This window comes from Saprospiraceae bacterium, assembly GCA_016719615.1.
Lineage (GTDB): Bacteria > Bacteroidota > Bacteroidia > Chitinophagales > Saprospiraceae > Vicinibacter.
Window position 1 is genome coordinate 585283 of record JADJYQ010000005.1, and the last position, 15641, is coordinate 600923.

The 15641-nt window shown below is 37.5% G+C and carries 15 protein-coding genes; 7 read left to right on the forward strand and 8 right to left on the reverse strand.

Annotated features, from left to right (window positions below):
• Positions 1–15: 15 nt before the first annotated feature.
• Positions 16–159, reverse strand: coding sequence for a hypothetical protein (locus tag IPM92_11990; protein ID MBK9109053.1), 144 nt, complete (start codon positions 157–159; stop codon positions 16–18).
• A gap of 1076 nt (positions 160–1235) precedes the next feature.
• Here IPM92_11990 and IPM92_11995 point away from each other — a divergent pair.
• A complete protein-coding gene (locus tag IPM92_11995; GenBank protein ID MBK9109054.1) occupies positions 1236–2861 on the forward strand; it encodes a hypothetical protein in 1626 nt (541 codons plus the stop codon).
• Between the two features lie 159 nt (positions 2862–3020).
• On the opposite strand, the gene IPM92_12000 is transcribed toward IPM92_11995, so the two are convergent.
• The 3 genes from IPM92_12000 to IPM92_12010 all read right to left on the reverse strand — a co-directional run bounded on the left by IPM92_12000 (position 3021) and on the right by IPM92_12010 (position 7215).
• A complete protein-coding gene (locus IPM92_12000) occupies positions 3021–3767 on the reverse strand; it encodes a response regulator transcription factor (protein ID MBK9109055.1) in 747 nt (248 codons plus the stop codon).
• 4 nt (positions 3768–3771) lie between these two features.
• Positions 3772–6801, reverse strand: coding sequence for a histidine kinase (locus IPM92_12005; protein ID MBK9109056.1), 3030 nt, complete (start codon positions 6799–6801; stop codon positions 3772–3774).
• A gap of 138 nt (positions 6802–6939) precedes the next feature.
• On the reverse strand, positions 6940–7215 hold the full coding sequence (locus tag IPM92_12010) for an acylphosphatase (GenBank protein ID MBK9109057.1): 276 nt from the start codon (positions 7213–7215) through the stop codon (positions 6940–6942).
• A 38-nt stretch (positions 7216–7253) separates the two neighbouring features.
• On the opposite strand from IPM92_12010, the gene IPM92_12015 reads away from it, so the two are divergent.
• Positions 7254–8450, forward strand: coding sequence for a homogentisate 1,2-dioxygenase (locus IPM92_12015; GenBank protein ID MBK9109058.1), 1197 nt, complete (start codon positions 7254–7256; stop codon positions 8448–8450).
• A gap of 29 nt (positions 8451–8479) precedes the next feature.
• Positions 8480–9604 carry a 4-hydroxyphenylpyruvate dioxygenase gene (gene hppD / locus IPM92_12020; protein ID MBK9109059.1) on the forward strand — a complete coding sequence of 375 codons (1125 nt, stop codon included), beginning with the start codon at positions 8480–8482 and terminating at the stop codon, positions 9602–9604.
• Between the two features lie 439 nt (positions 9605–10043).
• Here the strand turns inward: hppD and IPM92_12025 are convergent, their stop codons facing one another.
• From IPM92_12025 to IPM92_12040, 4 genes are all read right to left on the reverse strand, one after another.
• Positions 10044–11717 carry a hypothetical protein gene (locus IPM92_12025; GenBank protein ID MBK9109060.1) on the reverse strand — a complete coding sequence of 558 codons (1674 nt, stop codon included), beginning with the start codon at positions 11715–11717 and terminating at the stop codon, positions 10044–10046.
• Positions 11710–12123 (reverse strand): hypothetical protein, encoded by a 414-nt coding sequence (locus IPM92_12030; GenBank protein MBK9109061.1) that lies wholly within the window; start codon positions 12121–12123, stop codon positions 11710–11712. The genes IPM92_12025 and IPM92_12030 overlap by 8 nt, the downstream gene beginning before the upstream one ends.
• A gap of 191 nt (positions 12124–12314) precedes the next feature.
• The gene (locus IPM92_12035; GenBank protein ID MBK9109062.1) at positions 12315–12836 is read right to left on the reverse strand and encodes a ferritin; all 522 of its coding nucleotides are present in this window, start codon (positions 12834–12836) and stop codon (positions 12315–12317) included.
• A 42-nt stretch (positions 12837–12878) separates the two neighbouring features.
• Entirely contained in the window at positions 12879–13334 is a 456-nt protein-coding gene (locus IPM92_12040; GenBank protein MBK9109063.1) for a low molecular weight phosphotyrosine protein phosphatase, read from the reverse strand.
• 62 nt (positions 13335–13396) lie between these two features.
• Between IPM92_12040 and IPM92_12045 the strand changes: the two genes are divergently transcribed.
• The 4 genes from IPM92_12045 (at position 13397) to IPM92_12060 (ending at position 15597) form a co-directional block, all read left to right on the forward strand.
• The gene (locus IPM92_12045) at positions 13397–14161 is read left to right on the forward strand and encodes a glycosyltransferase family 2 protein (GenBank protein MBK9109064.1); all 765 of its coding nucleotides are present in this window, start codon (positions 13397–13399) and stop codon (positions 14159–14161) included.
• Between the two features lie 147 nt (positions 14162–14308).
• Positions 14309–14698: a hypothetical protein gene (locus IPM92_12050; protein ID MBK9109065.1), complete on the forward strand. Its 390-nt coding sequence runs from the start codon at positions 14309–14311 to the stop codon at positions 14696–14698.
• Positions 14698–15147 carry a helix-turn-helix transcriptional regulator gene (locus IPM92_12055; protein ID MBK9109066.1) on the forward strand — a complete coding sequence of 150 codons (450 nt, stop codon included), beginning with the start codon at positions 14698–14700 and terminating at the stop codon, positions 15145–15147. The genes IPM92_12050 and IPM92_12055 overlap by 1 nt, the downstream gene beginning before the upstream one ends.
• A gap of 6 nt (positions 15148–15153) precedes the next feature.
• Positions 15154–15597: a hypothetical protein gene (locus IPM92_12060; protein ID MBK9109067.1), complete on the forward strand. Its 444-nt coding sequence runs from the start codon at positions 15154–15156 to the stop codon at positions 15595–15597.
• Positions 15598–15641: the final 44 nt, after the last annotated feature.

Sequence of the window (15641 nt, forward strand, 5' to 3'; positions counted from 1 at the left end):
CCATTCTATTTGCTATTAAACTCCTGCCAAAGTAAAACCTGGTTGGAAATCCTCACTGTAAAGTGGTTTTATTAATTCATAGGCATCCTGACTGGTTTTAATCTGAGGCCTGTCAGCGCTTTTAGGATGATAACTGACTTGAATTTCTGATAGTTTCATGGGTGTTCATTTTGGGTTATGAAAAGAGTTACTTTGAAATATTACTAACATAATGGTATATAAAAGTGAGTTAGAATATCCTGGCTTGATATAGTTGGATGTATGATTAATTGTTTCTTAGATTGTAGTGTCAATTCACCAAGACTTAATTTGATTTTACCTTTTACATAATTAGCTCGGCTAAGGAACAACACATTGAATTCTTCAACCAATTCCATATCATCACCCCAATTTATCCGGAATATCTTTTCTGCATCCGAAGAATTATTAATTCTTGGATGACTATCTATTGGTAAATTGGATTGATACTAAATTTTTACATTCAGCTACCTGCAAAGGAAGTGATTGGCTCTCGGTATTTGAACTTTCCATGATTACTGATTCAGATTGTTAAAGAATATTTCTAAACCACAAGTGTATTTGTCCAAACAATCAAAACCAAGACGGCACTATTTTCCAGATCGGCAATTATTTTTTTATAAAACACATCGACAAAATATTATATCAATTCGTAATGAATATATACAAATTAAATAAGCATGGTTTTACGTAGGTAATTAATAAATATATACTAATTTATAAAAAAATAAGGTACAAAAATGACTAAATATTTTTAACTTCGTAAATGATAAATATTGCTATTAGTTCTAATTGCATTATTTAATTTTACATTTAATCTTTTTAACAGTCAGTTATGAGAGTCTTTAAATTATTTTGTTTGGTGTTTATTTATTCACTAAATCAGAGTATATAATTGGTTATAATATAAATTGTATTGATTTAAGCGAGTACTTTAATGACAAAAAAATAACAAGTCTATACAACTATATATATATGATGAATAGTGAATTCAATCCTACTTCTGAGTTTTCAAGTCCATGTAATCATACTTTTAAATACGGAAATTCTAAATTCTGCTTAAGTACATATTGACCCATTATTATAATTCGAAAGGGGAATAAAATAGATTTTATGCTATTAATTATTATATAGCTTTCAAAAATTCTAAACTGAAATAGACATGTTTTGCCCTATTGATATTCTATAACTTTGGCCTTTTAAGCCAGAAAGTAGATATGGACAAAAATTCCACGCCCATATCGCATACTTGTTTTCCGGAATCGTCTGCTTTGTCACCATTAAAAACATACCAGCCACGGATCTCTGAGCCAGTTGGCTTTCTGTCGGCTCAGGGAACGAATCGCATCATGTTGATTAATAATTTTATTGACATAGGTGGATATAAAAAATTGGAGGCAGATGGCGAGTTTATTATTGATATACTTTTGGATGGCATTCAATATACAGAAAACAGGAAAATCACCAACTCTACCGCAGATAAGGCAGGAAAAATCACTAATTCTTATAGCTATAAAGTTGTTTTTTATATACCTATTACAATAAGGATTCTGGATGCCAATCAGAATACGATGACGACCTTCGAAATCCGCAATTCCAAAAATCTGCAGGATTGGACTTCTTCTAGGTATGCACACAGTAGGGATCTTGACGAGAAAATAAATGATGAAAGAGACCAGAGCATTAAACCTCTGGTTAAAAAATACATAGAGACTGCTTTAAGAGATTTGTCCATCCATCTAACCAAACAATATGGTTTTCGCGAGGAAAGAGACTGGGTGACTTTTTATGAGCTAGATTCGCCTCACCCAAAGTACACTAATTATAAGAAACAAATTGATCTGATTGAAAAGGAATTCAAGTCATATAAATCTGGAATGAATGTCCAGGATGCTCGTCAACGTATACAACCTGCCATGGATTATTTTGCTGACCAGATATCAAAGTTAAACAAGAGTGACAAACAACAATACAAACTTCTCAAGCATACTTTAATTAATTTATTTCAACTTCATTTTTACCTCGACGATTACGAAGGGTTTAAAAAGTATGGTGATTTGTACAGCAAGTTAGAGGACGATTCGGTATGGGAAGACAGCCGGTTACTAAGTTTAGATAAATTGCATAAATCCATGAAAGCCTGTGGTGCAACTTCTTTATACCATATGCGCGATCTTACAGATATTAAACCCTATGCAACAACTTTTCCTACAAGGGAAAAAGGAAGCGGTGTTCAACAACCAAATGAAATCTCTAGTACACAGGAAGTTGATCTATCCAGATTTAAACGCAATCCTACAGACAGAGTATTGAATGGAGTCTATATTGATAAAACCCATAAGCAAACAACCGGGTACTTTGTAATCGCTACCGGCGACGATGATGCACTAATTTTTGCAGGCAGCCTTGCAAATACGCATTTCATATATCTTGATGAACAGGGCAGTCCTGGGACCAAGCCCCTTGAGCCAAAGAGAGTAGATTCATTTATCATTGATAGTAGACAATTTGTAGTAATGGATTACAAGGCTTCCGGAACAATGGGAGGTAAATCGCCATCCATAATGGAAGTATTAGCAAATTATCCCTCAATTAAATTATTTAAGTATTACCCGTATATAGGTGGAATTGAATTTAATTCGGATTATGCTTTTGTGTTTGTAAAACCCGATCAAAGCACTATCAGCTTTACCGGAAAAGACATGTTCTGGAAAAAGAAAGCCAGAAATTATTTTGCTTCATGCAAACCTATTCTTGATGAAATTGATAAGCTAAAATTTGTATCCCCTAATATGAACATTTCAAGGAGTTGGGCAGAGATGTATGATAATTGCAAGCAATAGAATGTTCAATTCATACATTTCTTTGGGTACTTGTTTATCAAATTAGTGATTTAAACCACCTGAAATGTAATATGTATAGATATTAGTCGTATTGAAAGTTTCCCCTAAAAATGCAGCAATTAAAAATATGGAATATTGCTGCACAAAACCGGGTATCCCTTAAATCTTCTTATAAAGTGTCAAAAAATCCTCTTTCCGGGCCTCCGATACTGCGATGGTAGAATTATCGGTCAGGGTGATCGAAAGGGCATTGTTGCGATTGAGCCGGGTAATGTGGTCGATATTGACGATGGCGCTGCGGCTGATCCTGAAGAATTTCTGAGGGTCTAAGGAATCCTCAAAAATGCGCAGGGTCTTGGCCACCGTCACATTCCGCTTCGACCGGAGATGTATCGTCGTATAATTGATCTCCGCCTCCAGCCAAAGGATGTCGTTGGTTTCAACCATGTCGTAACCGTTTTGGTGGGAGATTGCTATTCGATTATTTCCATAATGTAAATTATCAATTAGAATACGGTATGCTTCATTCATTTTATGGTTAGCGTCTAATCTGTGCACTTTTAAAATAGCTTCCTTAAGCTCTATTGGATCTAGCGGTTTTAAAAGATAGTCCACAGCAGATATTTTAAAAGCTTGGACAGCATACTGATTATAAGCAGTAGTAAAAATCACCTTAAGATTAGAATTCAATTTATAATTAAACAATGAAAACCCAGACTCATTTGGCAATTCAATATCTAAAAATACCAAACTTACATCATTTACTTTTAAAAATGGCAATGCCTGTGCTACAGTTTCAAATATACCAAGTACAGATATCATGTCATTATGACTTTCAAGCATATTTTTGATAGCCAATTGACTCTGTTCTTCATCCTCGATAATAATTGCTTTTAACTTGTGCATAATTTTACAGTTTTATTACTACTCTAGTACCGGCTGGATTGCCGTTAAGATCATATAAATCAGTTAGTTCCAGGCCCATCATCTTCTTCCCTTTATCAAGTATTCCTAATCGCTCTTTTGTAGAAGCAAGTCCGGTTGATTTTCTACCATTTTTCTTCCAAGTATTTATCAATGCCGCTCTTTGTCTTCCGATTCCATTGTCTTCTACAATGCATATAAATTGACCATTGACAAACTCCATTGAAATGCTAATTCTGCCATCAGTATCTTTATGCAATAATCCATGCTTAAATGCATTTTCAATAATCGGTTGAATGATTAAAGAAGGGATCATCTTTTCAGATGATTTTTCTTCAACATCATTAGCAATATTAAATTCAATACTGACTTTATCTTTAAATCGCAATTTTTCTAATTCAAGGTAATTTTTTAAGAATGCGATCTCTTGCTCTAAGCTGATTCTTCTTTGCTTTGATTGTTCGAAAATCATTCGAATAAGACGGCCAAATTTAGACAAATATTTCATCGCATTAAACTGATCGTTGTTAGTCAAAAAACTTTGAATAGCATTTAATGCATTAAACATAAAATGTGGATTCATTTGGTTTTGCAGGGCTTCTTCTCGCAGCATATTCATTTGATCTGAAATAGCTCTTTCTTTTGCTTCCTCTCGTTTAATTTTTTGATGACGAAAGAAACTATATCCTACTCCTAATGTGCTTATCCCCAGAATCATGGCAACATTAAACCAAGTTGTTTTCCACCAAGGTGGATAAATTTCAAATGTTTTTGTCACAATTTCAGAACTCAATTGATCCTCATTTAAGACTTTTAATTGTAAGTTATATTTTCCTGCAGCCAGCCCAATGAATTCCAAACTATTAGATTGAGATTTCAGCCATTGGGTATCTTGCTCAAACAATTTATAATAAATTTGCAATGCACTTTTGGAAATTAAACTTCTGGTTTGGAAATTAAATTTTAGATGATTCTGATCGTGATTCAATCGAGATTGAATAGGTATTAAGCCATATCTTGAAAATGCAAATGCTTCGCTGATTTCAATAAGGGGTTTTTCTTGATTTGGAATCAATTCATTAGAAGATATTTGAAATAATCCTTTAGATGTTCCAATCCAAACTACTCCATTGTTATATTTTATGTCATTAATTTCATTTCCCGGCAATCCATCTATTTGATCTAATATAAATCCTTCCTTTGAAATATAGTTATAAATATATGCACCATTATCAGTACCAATTGCAATTCTCTCGGAATCTAAATAACAAACTGATGAAATATTATTGCTTGGAAGGCCAAAATCTATATTTAATGAGTCTACTATTTTGGAACCATCAAATTGAAACATGCCTTCACCATCAGTACAAATCCAAAGCAGTGAGTCCTTATAATTATACAATTGATTAATAAATATGTCCTTGTTTAATAATTTTTGCCAAGAAAAATTATTGCCGCGTACATATAAGCCATTTACAGTTCCTGCAAAAATTCTACCCTTGTACTTTTTAATACAAAGCGCACGTGCATCAAGTTCTCGGCGACTCACAAATTCCTTGCAATTGCCATTTTTTAATTCATTTAGATCACAAGAGTATATTCCCAGTGAGGAGCAAACTAAAAGTTCAGAATCTGATTTAATATGGGCTGCTTTCAGGCTGCCAATTTGCATGCCAGAACAATTTGTTTCAGAATTTAATGATGAATTAAGAATATAAATTCCCAAGTCTAATCCTATTAATAATGTTTTACTTTTCCATCCTAAAATAAATCGAACACGACCTAATCCGGGTAAATTAAGATACTTTATGTAATCTATCTCTTTAATACAACTTATTTTACCATTATTATGGCCTAAAAAATTATACCCTAATAAATGATTAATATTATATACTTCATTGGACGCAAGAAATCCCTGATTATAATTTATTACCTGAGAAGAATTGTTGGGATCTAAAATCAATCCGTGGTCTGTAGTGCTAATCCACCTTCGATTATAAGAGTCTTCAAAAATCGTATTTATAGAGTTATTAAAATAAGGTATTAGTTTTAATAAACCGGTTTTTAGAAAAAATGAGTAACTATTTTTATTGGTGTTTATAAATAATTCATCTTCATTGATGATTGAAATGTATTTGATATTTTCATTTGTTAAATCTGGAAAATACTTGTTACTTATGAGATTGCCACATGAATCCACAATCCGAATAAAATTTGAAGCAATATAGATATCCAGATTACTTGAATTATGTATATATCTGTCTATTTCATAAATAAAATCAACTTGTTTTTTATTACTAATCTTTTGTGAAAATATAAGTTCATTTTTATCTACTTTGTATACATTAAATAAATCTTTACGTCGGCTATAATCATACCCAATTAACTCTCCATTTTTTGGTCCCAGAAATATATAATTATGTTCTAATTTTTTATTTTCTTTGAGATTAAAGATATTATAACGGTAAGTAGCAGGGGAACTCGTTTGAGACCAAGATATATATAAATATGGATTTTCAATATATAAAGAATAAATATTGGCAGCCGGTTTTATAGCTTGTATTTCCAAGCGCTGCAAAGAATCGTTTCTAACAAATAATATTTCTCCAGCGAGGTTATAAAACCAGGGTATTCCTTCTTTATCAATAAATGAGTATGGAGTGTCAAATCCTTTAATACCTTTCAATTGGTACCTTTTAAAACTCCTCCCATCAAACCGACAAATCCCCTTACTCGTGGCAATCCATAGAAAGCCCTTGGGGTCCTGGAGGATGCCATATACCGTCATACCCGGCAGGCCGTCTTCGTCGGTAAAATAGCGGAAGGCTTTGGATTGGCTGCGTATAGGATGGTCCGCCAAGATCAAAATGAAAACGATGCCGGTCAGGTAAGATTTCATGGGCTGCTGTATGGGCGCGTACCGCCTGAACAAATATATACAGCTTTTGACCATAAAAGTAGCAGCCTGATGCTCCTGTATGGGTCTTAAAATTCTGTGCTTAAACTGAATAGGCAAAAGCCCGGTTTCAACCAGTGCAATGCCGGGTCTAATCAAGCCGCCTTTGAAATAAATTTAAAATTATTTTTTCAAAAATGGCTTTCGGCGCGATGATCCGGTTCATCGCGCGTAGCGACTTAGCATCGGAAGCGCTCATCAAACTCTGATCTCAAAATCATCGGCCTCAAAAGCTCCGATGGCTGTGACCAAAACTTCGCGGACCAAGGCCTGGGGCGAACCCCTGTGGCACCATTGGATCAAAGCATCAACAGCCTCCCGCCGACCGCCGGCAAAAATACAAACGTCGCCATCGTCGCGGTTGCAGACCCAGCCCTTTAGGCCCAGGGCCCTGGCTTGGAGGCGGCTGTAATGCCGGTAGGACACCCCCTGAACTTTGCCCTTCACGATGATCTGCACAAAGCGGTCGCTCATAAAATTCGTATCTTTGATTTTCAAATTTACGACCCTTTATGCATTACCACCAACTGGGAAAAATTCCTCCAAAAAGGCATACGCAGTTTCGCAAAGCCAACGGACAACTTTATCAGGAACAGTTGTTCTCTACGGAGGGATTTTCAGACCTTTCGTCGCTGCTCTACCATTGCAATCCACCTACACAGATCCTGCAGGTAGAAAATCCGCTCGACATCCGGCCCAAAACATTTCACGACCGGCAGCTCAAACACCGCTGTCTGAAAGGCTTTCAGCTCCAGCCGGTAGCAGATTATCTGAAAAGCAGAGTGCCCGTGCTGGTCAACGACGATTGTAAGATCATCCTTGCCGCACCCACCGAAAATCAAGATCGCTATTATTTTAAAAACGCCGATGCAGATGAGGTCATCTTCATCCATGAAGGTGCGGGTTGCCTCAAAACCATGTATGGCAATCTCGATTTTGCCTATGGCGATTACCTCGTCGTGCCCCGCGGTACCATCTACCAGATCCATTTTAACAACAAACATAACCGACTGCTGATCGTCGAATCCAATGGCCCTATTACCTTCCCCAGACGTTACCGCAATGACTTCGGCCAGCTGATGGAGCATGCGCCCTACTGCGAACGCGATATCCGCAAACCGGCGGTACTCGAAACCCACGACGAGCAAGGCGATTTTCTGGTGTATATCAAAAAACAGGATATGCTCTACCCTTACCACTACCAAAACCATCCTTTCGACCTCATTGGCTGGGATGGCTTCGTATATCCTTTTGCTTTTTCGATTCACGATTTTGAACCCATCACCGGCCGGGTACACCAACCGCCGCCGGTACATCAGACCTTCGACGGCAAAAATTTTGTGATCTGCAGCTTTGTGCCCAGGCTTTTTGATTACCACCCCCTGGCCATTCCGGCACCTTACAACCACAGCAACATCGACAGCGATGAAGTGCTTTATTACGTCGATGGCGATTTTATGAGCCGCAAACACGTCGAAAAAGGCATGATCACCCTGCACCCCGGTGGCATTCCACATGGTCCGCATCCCGGAACCATCGAGAAGAGCATCGGCGCCAAAGAAACGCGCGAACTCGCCGTCATGGTCGATACTTTCAAACCCCTGCTCATGACCGAAGCAGCCGCCGGCATTGAAGATGCAGATTATCACAAATCCTGGCTCAGCAACGGACAAAGTGGCGGGATCCTTATGAACAATATTACTTCCTGATTACTTTCACAGCCTATAAATTAAGTTCTATGCAAACATTGACAGATATCAAAACACAACAAATAACAGATGCTTTCCCGATTTTGGGAACCGACTATATCGAGTTTTACGTGGGCAATGCCAAACAAGCGGCTCATTTTTACCAGACCGCTTTTGGTTTCGAATGGGTCGCCTACAAAGGTCCAGAAACCGGTCATCGCGAATTTTGCTCTTCTGTGCTGCAGCAGGATAAAATTCGATTTGTTTTCACGTCGGCTTTAATACCCGAACACGAAATAACGCAACACGTGCTGCGCCACGGCGATGGCGTCAAAGCACTGGCCCTTTGGGTAGAAGATGCAGAAAAAGCTTACCACACGGCTATAGCGCGCGGAGCGGAATCTGCATTCGAACCCATAGTCCTGAATGATGAGCATGGCCGCATCGTCATTGCCGGAATCAAAACCTATGGTGAGACCATACACACTTTGGTCGAGCGCAAAAATTATCAGGGACCGTTTATGCCGGGATTTCAGGCGCGCAAAAGTTTGATCCAAACAAAACCGACAGGTCTAAAATACGTAGACCATTGCGTAGGCAATGTCGAATTGGGCGATATGAACAAATGGGTCAAATTTTACCAGGATGTATTGGGCTTCAAACTGCTGATCACCTTCGACGATAAAGACATTTCTACAGAGTACACCGCATTAATGAGTAAGGTGGTTTCCAATGGAACTGGATATGTCAAATTTCCCATCAACGAACCTGCACATGGCCGCAAAAAATCGCAGATCGAAGAATACGTCGAATTTTACAGGGGGGCCGGCGTTCAACACATTGCCATCGAAACCGACAACATCCTAAAGACCGTTGACCAATTGCGCAAAAATGGCGTTGATTTTCTGTACGTGCCCGACAATTATTATGAAACATTGCTCGAGCGCGTAGGACATATCGATGAGGACTTCAACGAAATTAAACGACTCAACATTTTAGTCGATCGCGACGACGACGGATATCTCCTCCAAATCTTTACCAAACCGGTTCAAGACCGTCCGACCGTGTTTTTCGAAATCATTCAAAGACGCGGTGCTCGATCCTTCGGCAAAGGCAATTTCAAAGCTTTGTTTGAAGCCATTGAAAGAGAACAGGAGTTGCGGGGGAATTTGTAGGTGGGGGTGAGGAAAGGCTAAAGACTAAAGACCAAAGGCTAAAGGAAAAAGGCGATTCACACACTTCCATTCACACTCATGCCATTCTGAAAATTCTCTAATTCTGAAAATTCTGCTTCAGACAAAAAGGAAAAAGATTCCCCTTTCCCTTCGACCCTTTAGCCTTTTCCCTTTAGCCTTTACACCTATACTCCATTCTGAAAATTCTCTAATTCTGAAAATTCTGCTTCAGACAAAAATGAAAAAGTATCACCTTTCCCTTCGACCCTTTAGCCTTTTCCCTTAAGCCTTTACACCTAGAAAATCCTGCCCATCACAGTCTATCATAGTCCATCACAGTTCATCATAGTCCATCATAGTCCATCACAGTTCATCATAATCAAAAATGCCCTCTGATCGAAACCAGAAGGCATTTACATATGTCAATGGAATTAGAAGTTTAGTTCTGATGGGCAGATCTTAATGGAATGGCGTTGCCTTTAAACGCTTCCTGTACTTCCGGCAAACCAGAGTGCATAGGCACCGGAACCGGAGTTTCAAGTCCTTTAATTCTTACCACTTTATAGTCTTCGTAACCTTTGCGGACACCTTTTGCTTCCCAGTCAAAGCTGTAATTGCCCTGACCTTTTCTCAATTCTTTCACGCGGAAGCCTTTGCTCGTTTTTTCAACGACGGCGAGGCCTTCTGAATCAGCAGAACCGGGAGTCAATTGAATGGTCATTGTTGCCGGATTAATTACCAATTCAAAATGTTCGGAGAATGGAACATATGCTTCGCCATTGACCAATTGAATGCTGCCTCTTTCATAAGCGGCTGCTTCAGGTCCTTCTACACAAGCATACCAGATCTCTTTGCTGGGATCATTTGGATGGTCCATCGAGAAATTTTTCACATTGGCATTTAGAACAGATTGATTACCCTGGAGAAAAAGACCACCTACGAGGGTATTGGCTGTAGTTGGGTGAAAGAGTCCTACATAAGGTACTACCGTATTATTGACATTGGCGGCTGTGATCACACCACCAGGACGACCGCCCACGGCATTGTAAATTTGTCCGATGCCTTCAAATGCATTTAATGCTACACCGATCAATCTTACTGGAGTCGCACCATTATAAGCTCTGCACAATAATGCAAAATCATTGGTTGGGCTTTTTCTGGAAGCACCGTTCAGCGTATTGGTAATCCTTCCCAATTGAAAAGTATCTCTGTTGAAGCGCAAGTAATGTTGCGCAAAAGTGGTTGGATATTCTTTGACAATAGAACCATATACGATCGTATCACCTACAGCATTGGCGGGTTTAGTCCAAAATTCTTCATACCAATCGGAAGGCCCGGAGAAAAATCTCTTTTTTGCATTAGGTCTGAAATTGATTTCAAAAGATGCAAGATTCAAAGGTGCGGAACCCAATTTATCGAAGGTGATGGATTGATTGCCACTCACGTATTCCAGGATGTTTGTGCCATTCATTTTCCAAAGATCGTTTCCGGCAAGCAATTTTACCGATCCGCCCATTTTGCTAAGTGTGAGGGTGTTGGTAGCAGAATCCAAAGTGATGGTTTGAATCTCATTAGCAGGATCAGCATCGGGATCATTTTTTAATTCACTTAAATCGATCGTTCCGCCACCGCGGCTCAAAACCAAACTGTGCATGGCCGAATTATAGGTAAGCGCCTGAATTTCATTGAGAGGATCCGTATCTGCATCATTGGTTGCACTTAAAGCTTTAGTAGCAAATGCAGCTGTGGGTACTTGCAATATTGGCGAAGTTCCCATGGGTGCATAGGTCGTACCACCTGAAGCATCCATATCGACCTTTAATTTATAATCCGGTTTAGACCAATCGATGACGTCGCAACTGCCTGAAGGCATTGAACCCTGGCAAACATTGACATTGAACAAACCAATAGGTGAAGTAGTCACCATATGTTGTTCAGAATACACCGGACTATTCGCGGCATTGAGAATCGTTAGCCGCAGCGAAATATTCTGGTTGGCGAGTGGGGCGTTTTGGTTGTTTCTTGCAATACCCTGATATTTGAAAGCAGCATTTTGAGCAACAACCAGCTGTGTTATAAATGCTAAAAAGAGGGCGAAATAAATTCTATTCATTGGTACAAATTTTATTGTTATATTTTCCATTCCTGAATTCCGGATGCAATTTTTTGGATTCAATACATCTGCCTTCTGCATTCATCAGATGAAATTCAATTTCTGAAGGCCTGGTATTTTCAATGATAAGATAATCTGAAAATGGATTTGGATAAACAGATAGACCACTGATACCGGGATTGTTTGTGGTGACAATGGTGATGTTTGTTTGATGAAAACCCTGTGTAATTTTATTCGTAGGACCATTGAGCGTCTCTACCATAAATTCACCCAGCGTCCACTCCAAACCAAAACTTCCCGTTTTTAGATAATTTCCGCCATTGGAAATAACAACCGGTGTAATTCTTTGAGCAAAAGCCGTTGCATTTAAGAGAAGTGCAAATAAAACGAGCTTCACTAATTTCATGTTTTAGATTTTCGCTAAAATTAACTGATTCCTCCTAAACCTATACAGTTAAGAATAAATAATAAATTAACTAATGTGTAAAGCGATGATAAACAATCTAAAATACATAGACAAAAAATGAAATATGATAATTAATGTTACCATTTCACCTTGATATCAAAACAAAATCTGTGATTCCGGCAGTTTGTGCCTTAAGCTCCGGTGGCTTCGGCAGCCATGATGAGTTTATTGATTTTGTCGACTTCCTGATCGATGTAGTACAAACTAAGTGCTCCTTCGCCAATCAATTTGATGCGATCGAGAATTTTCATGACGGTGGCTTCTTCTTCCCTTTGTTCGGAAACATACCATTGCAAAAAATTCTGCGTAGAATGATCGTTGACTTTTTGGGCCATGTTGATCAGTTCATTGATAGATTGGGTTACCGATTGTTCTTGTTGAAAGGTAGATATAAAAACCTCTTGTATACTTACGTATTCAGATTCAGGTTTTTGCAATGCAGGTACGTGAATGTGGCCATTGCGCTCAATGAGATAATGCAATATTTTCATCATGTGCATTCTTTCTTCGTCAGATTGGCGGTAAAAAAATTGCGCACACCCATCCAGACTCTGCTGGTCACACCAAACAGCCATGGCCAGATAACTATAGCTGGCAAAAGCTTCTTTTTCCAATTGTGCGTTCAGTGCATTTTCTATCGATAAATCGAGCATGTTTGAAGATTTGTAAGGGAAACAAAATAGCCTGCACGAGGTTCAGTCTTTGGTAAAATTAGCAAGAATTGCCTTGCCAGCGAGCTCTATTAAATCCAATGCATCATCGAATCGATGATCATTATATGGATCGGGAACAAACATTTGTGGCGCATCTTGCGCAAACTCCATGAGGAGTTTGATCTTACCACGCTGTTCGTTAGTGCAACACATGGATTTCAGGTAAGACAAGTTATGATCATCCATAGCTAAGATCCAATCAAAATAATCCAAATCTGCCATTTTAATTTGTCGGGAAATTTGCCGGGAAATATCAATTCCCCGTTTTTGGGCCGCACGTATCGCTCTGGGGTCCGGATGTTCGCCATTGTGATACCCATTTGTGCCGGCCGAATCTATTTCCCAGGACAGATGATGCAGCTGGGCCAGGTTTTCTAAAACTCCTTGTGCCATCGGTGAACGGCAGATATTACCCAAACAAACCATCAGGATCTTCATATTGAATTATCGAACAAAATTAAGCCGAGCTTCATTTTCTTTGCAGTATTATAATTTCGAATATGCCGCTTTCTGCAGTCATCATCACCTACAATGAGGAAAAGAATATAACTCGCTGCCTCAATTCTTTATCAGAAGTTGCTGATGAAATAGTTGTTGTTGATTCCTTCAGCACTGACCGCACCCTTGAAATTGCACAGACCTTTGGGGCCAAAATCGTTCAACGCCCCTTTGACTCATATATTCAACAGAAGAACTTCGCCAGCGAACAAGCTCAATTTGATTTCATTTTGTCTCTGGATGCCGATGAGGCTTTGGATGAAAAATTGAAAAAGTCAATTTTAAGTCTGAAAGAAAAACCACTGGCTGATGCATATTGGCTAAACAGACTTACCAATTACTGCGGGCATTGGGTGCGGTTTTGTTGGTACCCGGATTATAATCTGAGGCTTTTCGACAGGCGATGTGGCCAATGGACCGGAAATACACCCCATGAATGGTTTGAGCCTAGGCTAAAGTCTGATCACCTTCCAAGATTGGATGGCCATATTTTACATTACAGTTACTATAGCATTCATGATCATTTTGTTAAAGTAAATCACTACACCGATCTGGCCGCATTATCGCTGTTTGAAAAAAGTAAAAAAGCAAAAATCCATCATTTGATCATCAATCCGCTGTGGACTTTTATTAAAATGTATTTTTTAAAACTCGGCATCCTTGACGGCTACAAAGGGCTTCAAATTTGTGGCATATCTGCTTATGCCTCTTACCTGAAATATAAGAAATTAAAAAAGCTATATTCAGGATCTGGAAAATTGAAATAGGCAGTGATATACGAATTTACACGGGTTGTATAATATTTTTTATGTACCTGAATATCAGTATGTTATAGCACTAATAGCCTTTCAAAGATTATTATTATTACTTTTAATTAATAAACCAACCAGTAGTTTACTTTGAACTAAACTATTATGCCTACCTTTACGTTAAAGGAAATAGAATCAATACAGGGAAGTATTAAGTTCTACGACTTAGTTATAGACGGTGTCAACCAACAAGAGGCGTTTAAAGAATCTATTAAATTAAACAATCAATATATGTCAGAATACAAAACTATTCTTGCTTATATGGATCAGCTTGCAAATTTAAAAACGCTTCCAGAGACCAAACATCGTAAACTTAAAGGAAATAAAGATACAAGCACTGAATATGAATTTAAATCAAAACATCTACGTATCTATAATTATCAACATGATGGTAGGGGTCGGGTAGTTGTGTTTTGGGGGTTAAAAACAAGCCAAAATCAAGATCTTAAAACATTTAGGGCACTAAAAAAATCAACAATCGAAAATTTACAATGATGAATCGCAAAGAATTATTAAAATCAAAAGAATACTGGTTAGTAGATTTTCAGATGAAATTATACAGAGAAGTTGAAAATTATCTATCTGATAGCAATCTTAATAAATCACAGTTCGCAAATCAACTTGGTGTGAGCAAAGGATATATTTCTCAAATTCTTAATGGAGATTTTGATCATAAATTGAGTAAACTAATTGAATTATCGTTAGCTATTAATAAAGTACCAATTCTCTCATTTGAAGATTTTAATGATTATTTCGAAACAGATAGAAATACTCATTTGAAGATTTCTTTATCTCTTGAGGAAGCGTTGTTTGCTCATATTAAATCAGAAGACACAGAAATTATATCTACAAACGCGTTTAATGATTATTCGGGAGAATCTTTTAAATATGAACATTCTGGTATGAATTATTATTCAGCCGCTAATTCTGAAATTCTCAATTAGTGCTTTATGGCAATAGAAATAAAATTAATCAAATTCGATAAAATTCAATTTTCCTATAAAGACACTGATGAGACATTAATTTATAAAAATATAAATATTAAAATTGACTTTAATTTTTTATATATTTTAAACGATAATAATTTACATGTTAAATTTCATTTGATTTACGATTACAAATCTGATGAACTTGAATTACCTGAGCTTATAACCTTGTCATTTATTACCGTTTATAATATCCGTAACATTGAAGAAGTATATGATCATGAATTAAAAAAATTAAAACTGGATCAAAAATTAATTTTGACTTTACTAACAATGATTATAGGAACAGCAAGGGGTATACTGGTTGTAAAACAAAAGGAAACTTATTTGTCTGATTTATATTTACCGTTTATTCAGGCAGATCAAATTTATAATCAAATGAAGGAGGGGATTGAAGTTAAAGAATAAAAAAATTATTTCTTATCTACTTTGTTGATTTTACAAATTTTTCA

Bases quoted from the DNA above. Each gene is read 5' to 3' on its own strand.
- IPM92_12030 (MBK9109061.1), bottom strand. From the start codon at position 12,123: ATGAAATTAGTGAAGCTCGTTTTATTTGCACTTCTCTTAAATGCAACG.
- IPM92_12035 (MBK9109062.1), bottom strand. From the start codon at position 12,836: ATGCTCGATTTATCGATAGAAAATGCACTGAACGCACAATTGGAAAAA.
- IPM92_11995 (MBK9109054.1), top strand. From the start codon at position 1,236: ATGGACAAAAATTCCACGCCCATATCGCATACTTGTTTTCCGGAATCG.
- IPM92_12000 (MBK9109055.1), bottom strand. From the start codon at position 3,767: ATGCACAAGTTAAAAGCAATTATTATCGAGGATGAAGAACAGAGTCAA.
- IPM92_12025 (MBK9109060.1), bottom strand. From the start codon at position 11,717: ATGAATAGAATTTATTTCGCCCTCTTTTTAGCATTTATAACACAGCTG.
- hppD (MBK9109059.1), top strand. From the start codon at position 8,480: ATGCAAACATTGACAGATATCAAAACACAACAAATAACAGATGCTTTC.
- IPM92_12050 (MBK9109065.1), top strand. From the start codon at position 14,309: ATGCCTACCTTTACGTTAAAGGAAATAGAATCAATACAGGGAAGTATT.
- IPM92_12010 (MBK9109057.1), bottom strand. From the start codon at position 7,215: ATGAGCGACCGCTTTGTGCAGATCATCGTGAAGGGCAAAGTTCAGGGG.
- IPM92_12015 (MBK9109058.1), top strand. From the start codon at position 7,254: ATGCATTACCACCAACTGGGAAAAATTCCTCCAAAAAGGCATACGCAG.
- IPM92_12045 (MBK9109064.1), top strand. From the start codon at position 13,397: ATGCCGCTTTCTGCAGTCATCATCACCTACAATGAGGAAAAGAATATA.
- IPM92_12040 (MBK9109063.1), bottom strand. From the start codon at position 13,334: ATGAAGATCCTGATGGTTTGTTTGGGTAATATCTGCCGTTCACCGATG.
- IPM92_12060 (MBK9109067.1), top strand. From the start codon at position 15,154: ATGGCAATAGAAATAAAATTAATCAAATTCGATAAAATTCAATTTTCC.
- IPM92_12055 (MBK9109066.1), top strand. From the start codon at position 14,698: ATGAATCGCAAAGAATTATTAAAATCAAAAGAATACTGGTTAGTAGAT.
- IPM92_11990 (MBK9109053.1), bottom strand. From the start codon at position 159: ATGAAACTATCAGAAATTCAAGTCAGTTATCATCCTAAAAGCGCTGAC.